General features: G+C 66.7%; 18 protein-coding genes. 10 read left to right on the forward strand and 8 right to left on the reverse strand.

The features are described from left to right. The first annotated feature begins 23 nt into the window (after positions 1 to 23). Positions 24 to 290, forward strand: coding sequence for a DUF6480 family protein (locus AC3WTE_RS03510; RefSeq protein ID WP_492435694.1), 267 nt, complete (start codon positions 24 to 26; stop codon positions 288 to 290). On the opposite strand, the gene AC3WTE_RS03515 is transcribed toward AC3WTE_RS03510, so the two are convergent. The 6 genes from AC3WTE_RS03515 to AC3WTE_RS03540 form a co-directional block, all read right to left on the reverse strand. Then, complete coding sequence (locus tag AC3WTE_RS03515; protein WP_492435696.1) at positions 291 to 911, reverse strand: flavodoxin family protein; 621 nt, start codon at positions 909 to 911, stop codon at positions 291 to 293. Positions 912 to 952: 41 nt separating this feature from the next. After that, positions 953 to 1,564, reverse strand: a complete 612-nt coding sequence (locus AC3WTE_RS03520; protein WP_492435698.1) for a pyridoxamine 5'-phosphate oxidase family protein — start codon at positions 1,562 to 1,564, stop codon at positions 953 to 955. Positions 1,565 to 1,589: 25 nt separating this feature from the next. Next, complete coding sequence (locus AC3WTE_RS03525; RefSeq protein ID WP_492435700.1) at positions 1,590 to 4,133, reverse strand: cellulase family glycosylhydrolase; 2,544 nt, start codon at positions 4,131 to 4,133, stop codon at positions 1,590 to 1,592. A 142-nt stretch (positions 4,134 to 4,275) separates the two neighbouring features. After that, a complete protein-coding gene (locus tag AC3WTE_RS03530; protein ID WP_492435702.1) occupies positions 4,276 to 4,920 on the reverse strand; it encodes a hypothetical protein in 645 nt (214 codons plus the stop codon). Between the two features lie 59 nt (positions 4,921 to 4,979). After that, positions 4,980 to 5,651 carry an MspA family porin gene (locus AC3WTE_RS03535; RefSeq protein ID WP_492435703.1) on the reverse strand — a complete coding sequence of 224 codons (672 nt, stop codon included), beginning with the start codon at positions 5,649 to 5,651 and terminating at the stop codon, positions 4,980 to 4,982. Between the two features lie 247 nt (positions 5,652 to 5,898). Then, positions 5,899 to 6,573, reverse strand: a complete 675-nt coding sequence (locus tag AC3WTE_RS03540) for an MspA family porin (protein ID WP_492435705.1) — start codon at positions 6,571 to 6,573, stop codon at positions 5,899 to 5,901. Positions 6,574 to 7,004: 431 nt separating this feature from the next. Here AC3WTE_RS03540 and AC3WTE_RS03545 point away from each other — a divergent pair, with 431 nt between their 5' ends. The 5 genes from AC3WTE_RS03545 to AC3WTE_RS03565 all read left to right on the forward strand — a co-directional run bounded on the left by AC3WTE_RS03545 (position 7,005) and on the right by AC3WTE_RS03565 (position 10,447). Then, positions 7,005 to 7,535 carry an Rv2240c family protein gene (locus AC3WTE_RS03545; RefSeq protein WP_492435707.1) on the forward strand — a complete coding sequence of 177 codons (531 nt, stop codon included), beginning with the start codon at positions 7,005 to 7,007 and terminating at the stop codon, positions 7,533 to 7,535. A gap of 23 nt (positions 7,536 to 7,558) precedes the next feature. Continuing rightward, a complete protein-coding gene (locus AC3WTE_RS03550) occupies positions 7,559 to 8,257 on the forward strand; it encodes a sensor domain-containing protein (RefSeq protein WP_492435708.1) in 699 nt (232 codons plus the stop codon). 107 nt (positions 8,258 to 8,364) lie between these two features. After that, positions 8,365 to 8,817, forward strand: a complete 453-nt coding sequence (locus AC3WTE_RS03555; RefSeq protein ID WP_492435709.1) for an SRPBCC family protein — start codon at positions 8,365 to 8,367, stop codon at positions 8,815 to 8,817. 47 nt (positions 8,818 to 8,864) lie between these two features. After that, positions 8,865 to 9,944, forward strand: a complete 1,080-nt coding sequence (locus AC3WTE_RS03560; protein ID WP_492435710.1) for a CaiB/BaiF CoA transferase family protein — start codon at positions 8,865 to 8,867, stop codon at positions 9,942 to 9,944. A 65-nt stretch (positions 9,945 to 10,009) separates the two neighbouring features. Continuing rightward, positions 10,010 to 10,447 (forward strand): SRPBCC family protein, encoded by a 438-nt coding sequence (locus tag AC3WTE_RS03565; protein WP_492435712.1) that lies wholly within the window; start codon positions 10,010 to 10,012, stop codon positions 10,445 to 10,447. 60 nt (positions 10,448 to 10,507) lie between these two features. Here AC3WTE_RS03565 and AC3WTE_RS03570 read toward each other — a convergent pair whose 3' ends face one another. Together AC3WTE_RS03570 and AC3WTE_RS03575 are read right to left on the reverse strand one after the other, a co-directional pair. Then, complete coding sequence (locus tag AC3WTE_RS03570) at positions 10,508 to 11,668, reverse strand: pyridoxal phosphate-dependent aminotransferase (protein WP_492436269.1); 1,161 nt, start codon at positions 11,666 to 11,668, stop codon at positions 10,508 to 10,510. Positions 11,669 to 11,679: 11 nt separating this feature from the next. Beyond that, positions 11,680 to 12,180: a DUF2834 domain-containing protein gene (locus AC3WTE_RS03575; RefSeq protein WP_492435713.1), complete on the reverse strand. Its 501-nt coding sequence runs from the start codon at positions 12,178 to 12,180 to the stop codon at positions 11,680 to 11,682. 70 nt (positions 12,181 to 12,250) lie between these two features. Here AC3WTE_RS03575 and AC3WTE_RS03580 point away from each other — a divergent pair, with 70 nt between their 5' ends. From AC3WTE_RS03580 to AC3WTE_RS03595, 4 genes are all read left to right on the forward strand, one after another. Next, complete coding sequence (locus tag AC3WTE_RS03580) at positions 12,251 to 12,835, forward strand: TetR/AcrR family transcriptional regulator (RefSeq protein WP_492435715.1); 585 nt, start codon at positions 12,251 to 12,253, stop codon at positions 12,833 to 12,835. 63 nt (positions 12,836 to 12,898) lie between these two features. Then, positions 12,899 to 14,461: a phytoene desaturase family protein gene (locus AC3WTE_RS03585; RefSeq protein ID WP_492435717.1), complete on the forward strand. Its 1,563-nt coding sequence runs from the start codon at positions 12,899 to 12,901 to the stop codon at positions 14,459 to 14,461. A gap of 67 nt (positions 14,462 to 14,528) precedes the next feature. After that, positions 14,529 to 15,230, forward strand: coding sequence for a GntR family transcriptional regulator (locus tag AC3WTE_RS03590; protein ID WP_492435719.1), 702 nt, complete (start codon positions 14,529 to 14,531; stop codon positions 15,228 to 15,230). A gap of 80 nt (positions 15,231 to 15,310) precedes the next feature. Next, on the forward strand, positions 15,311 to 16,858 hold the full coding sequence (locus tag AC3WTE_RS03595; RefSeq protein ID WP_492435720.1) for an NCS1 family nucleobase:cation symporter-1: 1,548 nt from the start codon (positions 15,311 to 15,313) through the stop codon (positions 16,856 to 16,858). The last annotated feature ends 10 nt before the right edge of the window (positions 16,859 to 16,868 follow it).

Genomic DNA, 16,868 nt, shown 5'->3' on the forward strand with positions numbered 1-16,868 from the left:
CATCACCCGGGTAACCACCCGTCATGGCTTCCAACAGACAGCCGAACCAGGCACCACCGGACCCGGAGCCGACGTTGACGCCGGGCCTGGCCCCTGGTGGCGGCATAGAACCCGGTGACACGCCGCCGGATTCCGGGCAGGAATCCGCGACGAGCAATCCCGATCCGATCCCGCCCGCCGGCGGCCCGCGCAGGGTGATCGGCCCGACGGTGGTGATCGCGATCTACGTTGTCGTCTTCCTGAGCATCGCGATCCTGTTCATCCTGAAGCTCGTCGGCGTGCTGGGCTGACTACTTGTACGGCGGATACGGCGCCGGGTGCAGCACGCGGGCCAGATGTGCGGCGTTGCGGGCGGCTGCCGCCGTGGCCGACGCCACGGCTTCCGGCACTTCGTCGAGGTCGTTGTAGTCCGTCGACTCCATCGCGGCACCGTTCCAGTACGTGCATCCCTGAGCGGGAATGCTGAAGCCAATGTCGTTGAGCCCCTGGAAGATATCGGCGACGGTCTTGTGCGCGCCGTCCTCATTGCCGACGACGCTGACGATCGCCACCTTCCCCGCGACGGCCGGCCGGCCCTGGTCGTCCTTGTTGGAGAGTTCCGCGTCGAGGCGCTCGAGAACCCGCTGCGCGACCGATGACGGGTGCCCCAGCCAGACGGGTGTGCTGATCAACAAGATGTCGGCGTCGAGGACCTTGGCCCGGATTTGTGGCCACTGATCGCTGTCGCCCATGTCGGCCTCGACGCCCGGCGCGATATTGAAGTCCACACACCGAACGGCGTCGCACGCGACATTCTGGTCGCGCAGCTTCGCCATGACATGTTCGGCGATCAGAGCGCTGCTCGACGGCGACGGACCCGGCTTGAGTGTGCAGATCAGTGCGGTCGCGCGGAGGGGAGTTGGTTGGGTCATGTGGGGCGGTTACCCGAGCTCAGCCTGGACAAACCGCACTGTCAGCGGTTCTCCAACTCCGCGACCCGCGCTTTCAGCGCGTCGATCTCGGCCTGCAGCTCGGCCTCACGCCCGTCGAACCTGGCCTGGTACGCCTCACCCAGCTCGCGGAGGTACTCGCGATCGAAGCGCGGGATGATGGAGCGCGAGCAGTTCCAGTCGAAGGCCTCGACGGCGATCTCGATCTCGCGCTGTGGCCCGTCCTCGAGCACCTTCCCGCGGCCGAATACCTTGAGCCGGGTACGTCGCGGATAATCGACGAAGAACATCGCCAGCCGGTCGTCGGCAGCCAGATTGCCCAGGGTGACGAACTGGTTGTTGCCCGGTAGATCGATGAACCGCAGCCGGTCGGTCTCTGGCAGGTACCGGACGAATCCGGCTGGGCCACTGCGGTATTGGAGGTACGGCCAACCGTTGGGGGTGACGGTGGCCAGGCAGAACTGATCCGCCCGCCGGATCATCAGCAGCTCGCGGTCATCGAGGTGCTGCGGGCCGTCGTCCGCGCGCTCGGTGTGCCGTCCATAAGCTTGATAGCTGCCGTTGCGCTGCTGGCGATCCAGAGCATCGGGGCCGAACGTCAGGTGGTGGTAGTGGTTGTTCGGCTCGGTGGACACGATGGTCACGCTACGCCGGACGTTTCTACGGCGCGGCGGTCACCACGACTTGAATGACGCCGGTGTCGGTGTCCGATGCGATCACCAGTGTCGGTGCGTTCGCGGCCGAGACCACGTGGCCGCCGGTGACGGCCACCGTGTACCCGTTCGGGTATGCGACGGCTGGCACCGAAATGGCGCTCTGTGCACCGACCGCGAAGTTGCCCGAACTATCCGCCTTGGCCGTCGAGTAGCTGAAGGTGAAGGCCCCGTTGGCAGTTGAGAAGCCGAGCGGGGTGCCGGAGACCGCTTGTGGGTATGGTGCGGCCAGGGTCTGCAGGCTGGTGGTGTTGACGTTGCTGCCCGTCGGTGGCAGGGCGGGGTCGTAGACCACGGATTCACCGTTGGTGCTGCCGCTGGTAGTGACGTCACCGACACCGGAGTAGGCCCACTCCGACCAGCTCATCAGATACTTTGCGGCAGCGCTCATTTCGGCGTTCAAATCCGATGACAGGTTGGAGGCGCCGAACTCGTCCATGAACACCGGAATGTTGTTGGCCTTGCCGTAGGCGTTCGCGGTGCCGGCCTGCTGGTTCGCCAGCCAGCCGCAGATGCTGGTGGTGGCCGACCCGGCGCAGTAATCATGAAATGCCAGAACCACGTTCGCGTCGTTGATGGTGCCCAGCTGGACTGGCGCGCCGAGAATCGCGGGTATTTCGGAGACCGCGGGGTTGGCGGGTTCGACGAACAGTGCGGTGTTCGGATCCACGGCCCGGATGGCCGCTGCGACCTGGTTGTACATCGGCGTCAGCTGTTGGTCCGCGTAGAACGGGCTGCCGAGCAGTGTCGGCAACCACGAGGTGCCCGGGAACGGCTCGTTCATGATGTCGTAGCCGATCACACTGTTGTTGCCGGCGACCGCGGCGGCGACCGTTTCCCAGGCCTTGGCGTAGTTGTCCTGGAGCCCGATGCCGTTGGCGGCGTTCGCGTTGTTCCAGAAGTTGTCCCACGCCGTGGTTTCGGCGGGGTTCAGGTAGTAGCTGCCGGGGAAGCCGAAGCCCTGGTTGGGGCGTCCACCGGTCTGCGTGGCCCACTCCGGGGCGCCCTCGCCGCCGAGTGAGGCGCTGTACAGGTCCTGGTGCATGTCGATGATCGTGTAGATGCCGTGTGCGGCGAGCATCTGGACGGTCTGCTGGATGGACTTGACGTACGCCGCGTCGTACACGCCGGGCTGGGGCTCGACGCCGGCCCAGATGACACCCAGCCGCACCACGTTGAAGCCGTTGGCTGCCAGGAATGCGGCGTCGTCCTCGCTGAAGCCGCTGGCCGACGGTTCGTACGGCGCCAGCTTGTACACCTCGTTGAACCCGTGCAGCAGCACGACCTGCCCGTTGCTGTTGGTCAACCACACGCCGGTCGGCGTGACGGACAGCATGGAGCTGTTCGCGCCGGTCTGGATGAGTGCGGCGCCCGTACCGGACATGCCGACCGCGCCGTGGTTGCCCAGCAGTCCCGCATTGCCGCCCGCGCCACCGAGCGCCGGCAGACCTGTGGAACCGCCACCGACGCCGCTGTTCCCGGCGTCCCCGCCGGTACCGCCGATGCCCAGAACGAAGGTGCCGGAACCGCCGTTGCCACCGCGGCCGCCGTCGGCGCCGTCACCGCCTCGGCCACCGCCACCACCGGCGCCGAACAGCAGACCGGCACCGTTGCCGCCCTTGCCGCCGGGCCCGCCGGTCCCGCCCGCCTGCGCGCCGCCGTCGCCACCATGGCCGCCGACACCCATCAGGAAGCCGCCGGCGCCGCCCGTGCCGCCGGACGCTCCGGCGCCGCCGGCCCCGCCTCGGCCACCGTTGCCGACCATTCCCGCCGCGCCGCCGTTGCCTCCGGAGACCGTTGCCTCCGTGCTGTCCCAGCCGGCTCCGCCGTCGCCGAACAACCACCCGCCGGCGGTGCCATTGGGTGCGGTCGCCGTGCCGGTGCGGCCGTTGCCGATCACGTACGTGCCGGCCAGTCGGTTGATGACACCGTCCACGCCCTGCCCGAGCGGACTGTTGATCCAGCCTTCGAGGCCGGTGTGCAGCGGGTTGTAGATCAGCGCCTGGAACCACGCGGCCGGATTGTTCGGCGGGGCCGGCACGGCTGTCGGTGCCGGCGGGGTCACGGTCGAGGGGACTGTCGCGGCGGCAGCGGTCGTGCTGGTACGGGTGGCTGCGGCGGGTGTCGGTTTGGGCTTGGCGACAACGGGATTCGAGGCAGCGTGGGGTTGGGACGACGATGCGGCGATGGCCGATGCGGCCGCTCCGTGCGGCCGTTTACCGGCCGAGTCGGTCGCAGGTTTGCTGCCGGCGGAGGAGCGGGTGCCGATCGAGTGGGCCGGCGCGGGGTTGGCCGGCCCATCGGCGTGCGGGGCCGCGCTGTTGCTGCTGGCGTGTGCTGTGGAACTGGCAGCCGAAGAGGCGGAACTACCGGCAGAGCCGTGGCCGGAACCGCTGTCGGCCGATGCGACGGCGGCACCGGTGGTGAGCGCTGCCCCGATGATGGCCGCTGCCAGTCCGCCGACGCCGTATAGACCGGCGCTTACCGTCATCGTTCGTGTATACGTGACGGCTCCGGGCGTTGCGGCCTAAATGGCGCGGCTGACTGAATTTCCGAATGCCCGGACCGGCTGAGCCGTCGGGCACAAACGATTCGGGCCCGTCAACCGGAGTTGACGGGCCCGAATCGTTTGTTCAGTTGGCCGGTGCCGGCGGTGCCGGCGGAACCGGTGCCCCAGGCGGAGGCGGGACATCGGCGGGGTCCGGCCGGAACTCCGCCAGACCCGGCGGGATGTTGGTGCCCGGAGGCGGCGCGGTACCGGGCAGGGATTCGCCGAGCTGTTCACGCGGCATCTGCCCGAGCAGGCCGCCCTTCAGACGACCGTCGCGGTACATGTCGATGTACCGGCCCAGCCACTGCCGACCCGTGACGTCCTCGTTCTCCTGGCCGGGGTCCACCCCGAACTGCTCGCACTTGCCGGGTGCCGACGGCTTGAGGCACTGCGGCGTTCCGTAGGCGTTGTTGAACGCCCGCAGATTCGGTGCTGTGACCGGCCCACCCTGGCCGGGGGCCGAGGGGACGGCGTACTGGCCGAGCACGGAGTTGCGGTCCAGGCCGGACAGGTCCGACGGTGCGCCCAGTGCGGCGGCCAAGGGGCTGTCCCCGTTGGCCTGGCCCAGGACGTTGAGACCCTGCGGACCCAGATTGGCACCCGCGATCGGGATCGGGATGTTCCCGCCGGGGCCGTCCGGCGCGGCGGGGGCCGGTGGCAGGGCCGGTGCGGGCGCGGGAACCGGGGTGGGCACCGGATCAGCTGATGCGACGTCAGTCTGCGTCATTGCCGCCGCCGCGAGGAAAACTCCTGCGGCGGCGACAACTCCGCGTGTAAAGCGATGCATCAGACCGACTTGGTGATGCCGTAGTAGGCCACGATGTCGTCGGTGTCGGTGGTCGAGCTGGTCAGCACCGCGTACGACCGCAGGAACGACTGACCGACGCAACCGTCCACCTTGATGTGGGTGTCCTTGAGGGTGACGCGGACCGGAGCCGACTTGAAGGTCTTCTTGTCGACGGGGACCTGGGTCACGGTGCCCGGCTTCGGGTGGATTTCCAAGGTGCCCGACATCGGGATGCTGACACCGGTCGGGATGAGACCGGCCAGGGTGGAACCGGCGGTGCTGATACCGATCTGGCCGATCAGACGGACCTGGCCGAGCTCGATGCCGCAACCGATCTGGTAGCCGGCTTCCAGGGTGCCGCCGTTCAGCTTGGTCTTGCCGTTACCGGTGACCGTGCCGCTGAACGTGCCACCGACCAGGTACTCGCGAGACGAGGTCGCGGTGGTCAGCGGGGCGACGGGCAGCTCGGTCTCGTTCTTGGCGACGACCGTCAGGACCCAGCCGTCGGGGGAGGTGACGGTGGCGGGCTCGTCTGAGGCCACGATGCCGGTGTCCGGCGGCGGGCCGTCGAAGCCGGCCGGGTCGGCCGGGTCGGCCTGGGCGAGCGGCGCAACGGTCGCCGACAGCAGCACGCCTGCTGCGGCAGCCAAAGTGGCGAGTCGGTTCAACATGGGGTTACGGCGCCTCTCGTGGGTTTGGAATCCGGGCTGGATTTGTATCGCTGTGGGGAGCATTGAATGTTCGGTTTTCGTTCAGGTGAACGGACGGCCAATTTCGTCTTTCGGATATTTCGCTGTTCCGATTGCCGAAATTGTGGCTAGTGGCAATATTTGCCATCTCGCTGATTCAAAATTCCCGTCCGAATTTGTCGGTGTCCGGATGCGGCCGGAGTGTGCCGGCCGCATCCGGGCGCCGCGATCAGACGGACTTGGTGACGCCGAGGTAGGTGATGACGTCGTCGGTGTTGTCGGTGGAGCTGGTCAAGGTGGCGTAGGACCGGATGAAGGACTGGCCGGCGCACTGGTCGGTCTTGATCCGCACGCCGGTGATGCTGACGCGGGCGGTGGTGCCCTTGAACGACTTCTTGTCGATCGCGACGGTGGTCACGGTGCCGGGCTTGAGGTAGACCTTGCCCTGCAGGCTGATGCCGGTGCCCAGGCTGGGGTCGGTGCCGGCGAACGGAATCTTGATGCCCGGGGTGAAGCTGATACCGGGGTTGATCTCGGTTTCGTCGGAGATGATGCCGCAGCCGATCTGCTCACCGGCTTCCAGGGTGCCGCCGGCGAGCTTGGTCTTTCCGCCACCGGTGACGGTGCCGGTGAAGGTGCCGGCGACCCAGTACTCACGCGAGGACAGGGCGGTGGTCAGGGGGGCGACCGGCAGCTGGGTTTCGTTGCTGCCCACGACTGACAGGTGCCAGCCGTCGGGGGTGTCCAGGACACCGGCCGGTGCCGAGGGCACGGCGCCTTCGCCTGGGGGCGGCGGGCCGGGGTTGCCGGCGGGCTGCACGGGGGCGGCGGGATCGGCCGGCGGGTCAGCGAGTGCCAGCGGCGCGGTGCCGACCGGGAGCACCACGCAAAGGGCTGCCAACATGGCAAAACGGTTCGACATGGTGATGAGCGCGCCTCTCGTATTCGGGTATTGCAACGTTCCAGGGATGGCTGTGCGTTGCTGTGTTTGTGTCGCTGCGGAGCATCTAATGGTCGGGTTGCCGGACGGTTAACGGACCGCAAAAACTTGCCCCTGCGTTATCGACCAGTGGGCAACCGCGGAATATGCGTGTATTGCTGGAGTCATTTGTCGTGGTCGCCGCCAGTTGAAAGCCCTGTTCGGCCACTGTGATCTAGGTCATCCTGCCAGTCGGGCAATGCAACCGACGGAGATTGGAAAGCATTGGTTGGTTTCGTGTTAACCAACTGGTCATCTGCACGCCCGACGGTGGGAAGGTCGAACGCCGAGCGTCCGTCATAGCCGGGTGGGCAGACGCCTCCCGTGGACGCGGCGCGAAAGACTTGGAGGAAACGGTGAAGTCTTCACACACTTGGGTGCGACTGGCGGCAGCGTCTGTTGTCGTCTTCGGAACTGGGGCGATGTACCTGCCGACCGCTGCGGCCGATCCGGACGACGCCGGTACGGCCGGCCCCGTAGATGTCAGCACACAGGTCCAGGCGAGCGGCGTGACGTCGTCGAATGCGGACCCGGCGGCGGTCGCGGCGTGCTCGAAGTTCGCCTCGGCTCTCGACAGCGCCTCCGACGGCTACGGCGCCTTCGCCGACAGCCTCGACGACAACGACCCCTATGTCCACCAGAGCAACCAGCAAGGCCGGACCAGTCTGCGCCAGTCGGCCGCGGTCGCGATGGACGCCGCGAACACGCCCGGCCTGACACCGGAGATCGCTGATCCCATGCGGTCCTGGTCCTACGGCGCCGCCAAGCTGTTGGTGAAGATGGGCATCGGGATGACGGGCGGCAGCCTCGACAGCACCGCAACCGAGGTCAACACCAACGCCGAGGCCGTCCAGCGCGAATGCGCCGCGGCCGGTACCCACGCCTGAGCGCGCCGGTATATAAGGAACACGTGAAGCGACACGCCTTCGGCGTTGCCGTGCTGTGCCTGGCCCTGGCTGCCTGCGGCGGTAAGACGGGAACGCCGACACCCGCCACCCCGACGACAGTTGCCGAGTCGAGCGTCGACAATCTGCTGCTGACCCCGGCCGAGCTGAACCAGACGATGGGCACCACCGGACTGGTCGGGCAGCCGCCGACCGATGTGATGGACGACCACCGCAACTTGCTGCCGAACCTGAACTGCCTCGGCGTCTGGCAGATCGACGAGTCCGTCGTCTATTCGAAAGACGGCAAGGACGTCAAGAGCGGCCAGGACTGGAAGGCCATGCGGCAGCAGACGTTGCGGACCCCCGACGTCGACCAGTGGAACTACCTGGCGGCGCAGTCGGTCGTCTACTACCCGACGTCCGCGGCGGCCCGCAACTTCTTCAATCTGTCCGCCGACCGATGGTCCAAGTGCACCAACCACCACGTCAACATCCGGCTCAACGACAAGCCTCTGCCCAAGTGGCTGTCCGGCGACCTGGAGCGCACCGACACCAAACTGGCGATGCCCATCACCCGGGGCACCGGGCCTGAAACCCGTTGGTGCCAGCATGTTTTGCAGCTGGTCTCGAACCTGATCATCGACGTCGAGGCCTGCACTCCCAAGGCGCCGGTGACGGCGGCCGCGGACATCGCCGCGAAGATCCAGGCCGGCATTCACTAGCCGGATCGTCCCGCTGGTTGCGCCATCCCGGTCACGGCGTGTGGCCGGGTGGCGCTGGTTGCGCCATCCCGGTCACGGCGTGTGGCCGGGTGGTCTATGGTCGCGCCATGGCAGTCAGCGCGTCGCACGAAGTGACCATCGAGGCAACCCCTGAAGAGATCATGGACGTCATCGCGGATCTTGCGCAGACACCCGTGTGGTCGCCGCAGTACACCAAGGCCGAGGTCCTGGACACGTACGAGAACGGCCGGCCGAAGCAGGCCAAGATGACCATCAAGGCGGCGGGCATGGCCGACGATCAGATCCTCGAGTACACCTGGACCGACCTGACGGGCAGCTGGGTGCTGATCCGCTCGTCGTCGCTCAAGAAGCAGGAAGCCCGCTACACGCTGACGCCGGCCGGCGACAAGGCCGGCCCAAAAACGAAGGTGAAGTTCGAGATCACCGTCGACCCGGTGGTGCCGATCCCGGGCTTCCTGCTGAAGCGCAGCGTCAGCGGCGGCGCCGAGACCGCCACCGAGGGGCTGAAAAAATTCATGGCCAAGAACAAGAAGGGCTGACGCACACCGGGATTCAGCCGCTTTGGCCCATGGGCTAACGTCGCGGGATGACGAATGCGGGGCCACTGGCCGGAGTCAAGGTGATCGAACTCGGCGGGATCGGCCCCGGGCCGCACGCTGCCATGATGCTGGCCGACCTCGGCGCCGACGTGGTGCGGGTCCGGCGTCCCGGTGGGCTGACCATGCCGGCCGAGAATGTCGACCTGCTGCACCGCGGCAAGCGGATCGTCGACCTGGACGTCAAGTCCGATCCGGCCGCGCTGCTCGCGCTGGCCGCGAAAGCCGATGTGCTGCTTGACTGTTTCCGTCCCGGCACGTGCGAGCGCCTCGGCATCGGTCCGGCCGAGTGCGAGGCCGTCAACCCCCGCCTGATCTTCGCCCGGATCACCGGTTGGGGCCAGGACGGGCCGCTGGCGCAGAGCGCGGGCCACGACATCAACTATCTGTCGCAGACCGGCGCGCTGTCGGCCATCGGCTACCGCGACCGGCCGCCCGTGGCACCCCTGAATCTGGTTGCCGACTTCGGCGGCGGTTCCATGCTGGTGCTCATCGGCATCGTGACGGCGCTGTACGAACGCGAACGGTCCGGCCGCGGACAGGTGGTCGACGCGGCGATGGTCGACGGCGTCAGCATGCTGGCCCAGATGATGTGGACCATGAAGTCCACCGGTGTGATGAAGGACCAGCGCGAGTCGTTCCTCCTGGACGGCGGCGCCCCGTACTACCGGGTTTACGAGACCTCCGACGGCGGCTACATGGCGGTCGGCTCCATCGAGCCGCAGTTCTTCGCTCAGCTAATTGCGGGCCTCGGTCTGGATCCGGCCGAGGTGCCGAACCAATTCGACCTCGCGCGGTACGACGAGATGCGGGACATCTTTGCTGCCCGCTTCGCGAGCCGGACCCGTGCCGAGTGGACCGCGACGTTTGCCGGCACCGACGCCTGCGTCACTCCCGTGCTCAACTGGACCGAGGCGGCGGCCGGTGAACACCTCCGGGCCAGGTCGACGATCGTCACCGTCGACGGTGTCGACCAGGCTGCCCCGGCACCGCGGTTCTCCCGGACCCCGTCGGGACCCGTCGGTGCCCCGCCGCAGCAGACCACACCGATCGCGGAAGTCGGTTGGTGACGGCTTGAGAAGTTAGCTGCCGCATTTCCCACCCGAGGCCGGTGCGGAGGACTAAATTTGCCCTTATGGCAGTTATGGCGTCCCGAGAGCTGGTGATCGACGCCTCGCCCGAAGCCATCATGGATGCGCTGGCCGATATGGACGAGGCGTCGCAATGGCGCAGCTTGCACCGGCAATTACAGGTATTGGATCGGTATCCCAACGGTCGTCCGCATCACGTCAAAGCGACCGTGAAGATCATGGGCATCACCGACAAGGAACTCCTGGAGTACCACTGGGGCGATGACTGGATGGTGTGGGACGCGGCCGATACCTTCCAGCAGCGTGGACAACATGCCGAGTACAAACTGACTCGTGAGGGCGATCGGACGCGGGTGCGGTTCGACATCATCGTGGACCTGGTCGCCCCCATTCCCGAGTTCATCTTGCGCCGGGCCCGCAAACTGGTGCTCGATGCTGCGGTTGACCGGCTGCGGGCCCGGGTGACTCGGCTCTACGGCTAGTTCGCACCCGAGCGATCTGTGCGCGAAAAAGGTCGCTACGCGTACCTTTTCGTGCACAAATCACAGGGTGCGCAGTCGGCTGATCGCCTCGTCCAGGGTGTCGTCACGTTTGCAGAAGGCGAAGCGCACCAGGTGATTCCAGCCTGCTGAGTCAGGGGAGGACGGGTCGAGGAACGCCGACATCGGGATGGCCGCGACGCCGACCCGCTCGGGCAACCCCGCACAGAATGCGGTGCTGTCGTCGTACCCCAGGGGCCGGGGGTCGGCGCACAGGAAGTAGGTGCCGAAGCTGTCGTGTACATCGAAGCCGATGTCGGTCAGGGCGCCGGCCAGCCGGTCCCGCTTGCCGCGGTACGCCTTGCGCAGTGCCTCGACCCAGGCGTCCTCGTGGTCGAGTGCGTGCGCGACGGCAGGCTGGAAGGGCGCGCCGCCGACATACGTCAGGTACTGCTTGGCGGCGCGGACCCCGGCGATCAGGTCGGCGGGTCCGCAGGCCCAACCGATCTTCCAACCGGTGCAGTTGAACATCTTCGCGGCGCTGGAGATGGTGACGGTGCGCTCGGCCATACCGGGGTAACCGGCGAGCGGCCGGTGCTGATGGCCGTCGAACGTCAGCTGCTCGTAGACCTCGTCGGTGATCACCAACAGGTCATGCTCGATGGCGAGCGCCGCGATGGCCGTCAGCTCGTCGTGGCTGGCGACCATGCCTGTCGGATTGTGCGGTGAGTTCAGGATCAGGGCGCGGGTCTGCGGCGTGATCGCGGCGCGGAGCCGGTCGATGTCGATGGCGAAGCCGTGCTGTTCGGGCGCGAGCGGGACGACGACCCGGCGGCAGCCGGCCATCGCGATCACCGGGGAGTAGGAGTCGTAGAACGGGGCGATGATCAGCACTTCGCTGTCTGGCTCGACCAGCCCGATCACCGCGGCGGCGATGGCTTCGGTGCCGCCGACGGTGACCAGTACCTCGGTGTCCGGGTCGTAGTCGATGCCGTAGTGCCGCTTGCGCTGGGCGGCGATGGCCTGGCGCAGCTGGGGAATGCCTGGACCGGGCGGGTACTGGTTGACGCCGTCGGCGATGGCCTGTTGCGCCACTGCGAGCATCGGTGCCGGGCCGTCTTCGTCGGGAAAACCCTGGCCGAGATTGACGGCGCCGACGCGCGCGGCCAACGCCGACATCTCGGCGAAGATCGTGGAGGCGTAGGGCTGCAGGCGGGAGACCATCCTCGGTGGTGTCACCCCGGGATTGTCGCAGAACTCCTGGTGTGGTCGGCCGTGCCCTGATGCCGCTGCTGCCGTGCGATGACGGCGAAGTAGAACGCCAGCGCGAAGGCGCAACTGGTGAACAGGCTGCTGATAAAGAACAGCCACGGCTGCCGGATGCCGCGTCGCAGGCCGTCGGCGATGGTGAACAACGGCAGCAGGATGACGTTGATGATCGTGTAGTCCTGGCCCGCCGAGGACGCCGCGGGATTGACGAACATCAGGCGGATGTAGTCCGACCAACTGCCCGGTCCGGTGATCGGATTGCCATCGGGCGGTTGGTAATCCATGACGAACTTGGTGTTGAAGTAGTAGCCGATGGCGATCGAGGCAACGCCGATCACGTAGTAGGCCGCTTCGAGTGCGGAGAACGCGGGTCCGTCGGCCGGCCTGCGGAAAACGGCCGGGTTGAGCCTGACGATGAACGCGATGGTGATCAGTCCGAGGAGCGCGTGGACGATGAGCGAGACCATGCCAGCGGAGTCTGCTCGCCGCGAAATGTTTTGTCAATCATGACAAAACATTCTGCGGTACGGTACTGGGATGGCTCGGCCCCCGCAGACCGTTCGTAGTGAGCGCACGCGTGAGGCGTTGCAACAGGCGGCGCTGGTCCGCTTTCTGGCGCAAGGTGTGGAGGGCACCACCGCCGAGGAGATCGCCGCGGATGCCGGCGTGTCCCTCCGTACGTTCTACCGGCATTTCACGTCCAAACACGAGTTGCTGTTCGCCGACTACGACGCCGGCCTGCACTGGTTCCGCACCGCGCTGGCCGGCCGGCCCGCCGACGAACCGGTGCTGGTGGCGGTGCAGGCCGCGATCTTCGCTTTCCCGTACGACTTTGGCGCCGTCACCAAGATCGCCGCACTGCGCGAACAGGAGCTCGACGCCGAGCGGATCGTCAGCCACATCCGGCAGGTCGAGGCGGACTTCGCCGACGCCATCGCCGAGCATCTGGCCCGGCGCGGCGGGTCGGATGACCGGCTGCGCATCGCGGTGACCTCGCGGACCATCGCCGCCGCGGTGTTCGGCGCGATGGAGGTGTGGATGCTGGGCGCGCAGCGGTCGCTGGCCGATCTGGCGCGCATGTGCCACCAGGCGCTGGATCAGCTGGCCGCCGGCGCGGTCTGAGGTTCATTGCCCAAAGTTTTGTCACTATTGACATAACTGGTCTGACGGTGCCAGTCTGCGGACATGGCGCAATTCGATGCGATCGTGGTGGGAGCGGGGCACAACGGGCTGGCTTCGGCGGTGATGCTGCAGAAAGCCGGCCTGCGCACACTGTGTCTGGAAGCCAAGCTGTACTCCGGCGGCATGGCCTCGACCGTCGAACTGTTCGACGGCTTCAAGTTCGAGATCGCCGGGTCCGAACAGTTCCCGACGGCGCTCAAAGTCAGTGAGGAGCTGGGCCTCGACGAGGTGCCGAGCGTCGAGCAGGAAGTCATGTCGGTCAACATGCGGGGTATCGGCGACGAGCCGTTGCTCTTCTACTCCGACCCCATGAAGCTGCTCACCCACATGAACGAGGTGCATGGCGCCGAGGCCGTCAACGGCATGGCCGGGCTGATGGCCTGGAGCATGGCGCCGGCGCGAGCCCTCGGCAGGTTCGATGCCGGACTTCCGCCCAAGACCTATGACGAGATGTATGCCTGCGCCACAAACGAATTCGAGCGTTCGGCCATCACCGACATGCTCTTCGGCTCGGTGACGGACGTCCTCGACCGCTACCTGCCGGACAAGGACAAACACGGCGCCATCCGCGGCATGCTGTCAGTGCTGGCGTGCAACTCCACCTACCGCGGCCCGGCCACCCCGGGTAGCGCTGCCGCGCTGGCCTTCGGCCTCGCCGTCCCCACCGACGGTGCGTCGCTGATGCGAAAGCTCAAGGGCGGCATCGGCGCGCTGGCCAAGCACCTCGAGGACACGTTCGTCGCGCACGGCGGAGAGGTCCGGTTGCGCAGCGCAGTCGCGGCCATCACCGTCGCCGACCGCCGGGTCACGGGGGTCCGATTGGACGACGGCACGGAAATCACTGCACCCGTGGTGGTTTCGTCGCTGGCTCCCTCGTTGACGGTCGACCGGCTGCTCGGCGGCGCCGCCCCCGACGACGTGCGGGCCCGCTACACGCGCGTCGACCACCGCGGCAGCTACCTGCAGATGCACTTCGCGCTCGACGGCACCCCGGAGTTCGCCGAGCCGTACGAGATGCTGAACAACCCCGAATTACAGGGCACCATCGGCCTTTTCAGCACTCCGGAAGAACTGCAGCAGCAATATGACGCCGCGCGCAAGGGAATAGTGCCGGCCGATCCGTCCATCGCCTGGCAGATTCCCTCGGTCCTGGATCCCGGGCTGGCGCCGCCGGGCAAGCATGCGTCGTCGGCGTTCGCGCTGTGGTTCCCCGTAGAAGAGGGGGCAGGTGACTCCGCCAGTTACGGCTCGATGAAACGTGAGATGGGTCAACGGGTTATCGACAAGATCACCCGCGTGGCTCCCAACTTCGAGAAGCTGATCCTGCGGCACACGACGTTCACGCCGCGGCACATGGACCGGATGTTCGGCGCTCCCGGCGGCGACTACTGCCACGGGCTGATCCATCCCGAACAGATGGGGCCCAACCGGCCCGGTCCGCGGGGCTACCTGGACCAGGAGCTGCCGGTGCAGGGGCTCTACCTGGGCGGCGCCGGCTGCCACGGTGGCCCGGCCGTCAACTTCATCCCGGGTTACAACGCCGCCCACGCCGTGCTCAACACGTGACGGGGGCTAACTGAGTCGAAACGTCGTTGAAACGGGATCGGCAACAACGGCGTCCTACGCTGCGGGCATGCGACCCCACCGGCGTTCTGTCCTGCTCGGGCAGCTGGTGGCGGATGGGACCGCGCCGTCACAGCAGGGGGTGCTGAACGAACTGCGCCGTGCGGTCCTCGACGGCGGGGTGCCGCCCGGTACGCCGATCCCATTGGCCGACGTGGCGGACGTGTTCGGGGTCAGCCAAATTCCGGTGCGGGAGGCGCTGAAAACGCTCATCGGGGAGGGGTTGGTGGAGCACCGGCCCAACTTCGGCTACACCGTGGCCCTGTTGACCACACAGGAACTGCGCGAAATGTACATCGTGCGTGAGGCTTTGGAGTCGGCATCGCTGGCCGTCGCCGTGGCCAACGCCACAGATGCCGACCGTGCGGCCGCGGTCGCGGTCAATGTCAGGCTGCAGCAGGCGATCCACGACGACGACGCGGGCGCCTACCACCGGCAGAGTCGGGAGTTGCATGCCGCCCTCACCCGCCCGTCGCGCATGCATCGGCTGCTGCACATGCTGGAAGCGGCGTGGAATGTCACCGAACCCGTGCAATCCATGGTGCATGTCAGCCGTGACGACCGGGCACACCTGCATGCCGATCATTGCGCGATGGTCGAGGCCTTCGTCGCCGGTGATGCGGAGCGCCTGATCACTGTCTCGGAAAGCCATGCTGTCCGGCTCAACGCGGTGATCGCCACGCTACCGACCGACACGGGACTGCTGGCGTAGCGGCGGATATATCTTTTTCGCAATTGGCGCATATCGCCGCGGAAACAGCGGGGAAACGTTGCGTTCTTAGCGTTTTTAGCATGACTGACACCCTCGTCCCCAAGGACATCACCCCACCGGGCGCGGTGGTCGGAGCAGGTGACATCGTCGAGGCCGCCGGCCACCCGATCGGTGGCGGCGTCATCAAACCCGATTACGACCCGCGGTTGACCAACGAGGACCTCGCCCCGCTGGGCAAGCAGAGCTGGGGTTCCTACAACATCTTCGCGTTCTGGATGTCCGACGTGCACAGCGTCGGCGGCTATGTGACTGCAGGCAGTCTGTTCGCGCTGGGTCTGGCCAGTTGGCAGGTGCTGGTGGCGCTGCTGATCGGCATCACCCTCGTCTACTTCCTGTGCAACCTGGTCGCCAAGCCGAGCCAGGCTTCCGGCGTGCCGTATCCGGTGATCTGTCGCACGGCGTTCGGCGTGCTGGGGGCGAACATCCCGGCCGTCATCCGCGGTCTGATCGCGGTGGCCTGGTACGGCATCCAGACCTATTTGGCGTCGGCGGCCCTGGATGTGGTGTTGCTCAAGCTGTTTCCGGCATTGGCTCCGTATGCCGACCTCGGCACCCACGGCTTCCTCGGTTTGCCGGTACTGGGCTGGGCCAGCTTCCTGTTGTTATGGGTGCTGCAGGCCTGCGTCTTCTGGCGCGGCATGGAAGCCATCCGCAGGTTCATCGACTTCTGTGGTCCCGCCGTCTACGTCGTCATGTTCATGCTCTGTGGCTACCTCATCTACAAAGCCGGCTGGGGTGCAATCGATCTCAATCTCGGTGCGGTCAAGTACACCGGCCTCGATTCGATTCCGGTGATGCTCGGCGCGATCGCTTTGGTGGTGTCCTACTTCTCTGGTCCGATGCTCAACTTCGGCGACTTCTCCCGCTACGGCAAGTCGTTCGCCGCAGTCAAGAAAGGCAACTTCCTCGGGCTTCCGGTCAACTTCCTGGTGTTCTCGGTACTGGTCGTGGTCACCGCGTCGCTGACGCTGCCGGTGTTCGGCGAACTGCTCACCGATCCCGTCCAGACCGTGGCCCGCATCGACAGCACCTTCGCAATCGTGTTGGGCGCGTTGACCTTCACCATCGCCACCATCGGCATCAACATCGTCGCCAACTTCATCAGCCCGGCGTTCGACTTCTCCAACGTCAGCCCGCAGCGCATCAGCTGGCGTGCCGGCGGCATGATCGCCGCGGTCGGCTCGGTCCTGATCACCCCGTGGAACCTCTACAACAACCCGGAGGTGATCCACTACACGCTCGAGACCCTGGGCGCCTTCATCGGTCCACTGTTCGGCGTGCTGCTCGCCGACTTCTACCTGGTGCGCAAGCAGAAGGTGGTGGTCGACGACCTGTTCACCATGGCCTCGTCCGGAAAGTACTGGTACACCAAGGGATACAACAAGGTAGCGGTCATCGCCACCGTTTCCGGCGCGGTTCTCGCGGCACTTCCGGTGCTTCTGGCGGGCAGCGTGTACGGCATGCACACTGCGGCGCAGTACAGCTGGTTCATCGGCTGCGGCGTCGCGCTCGGCCTCTACCGGGTACTGGCTGTCCGCGACCGGTTCGTCGCCGAGTCGGTGGCGTGACCGTGCGGGA

The organism is Mycobacterium sp. FW102-FHT13B02, assembly GCF_058790275.1.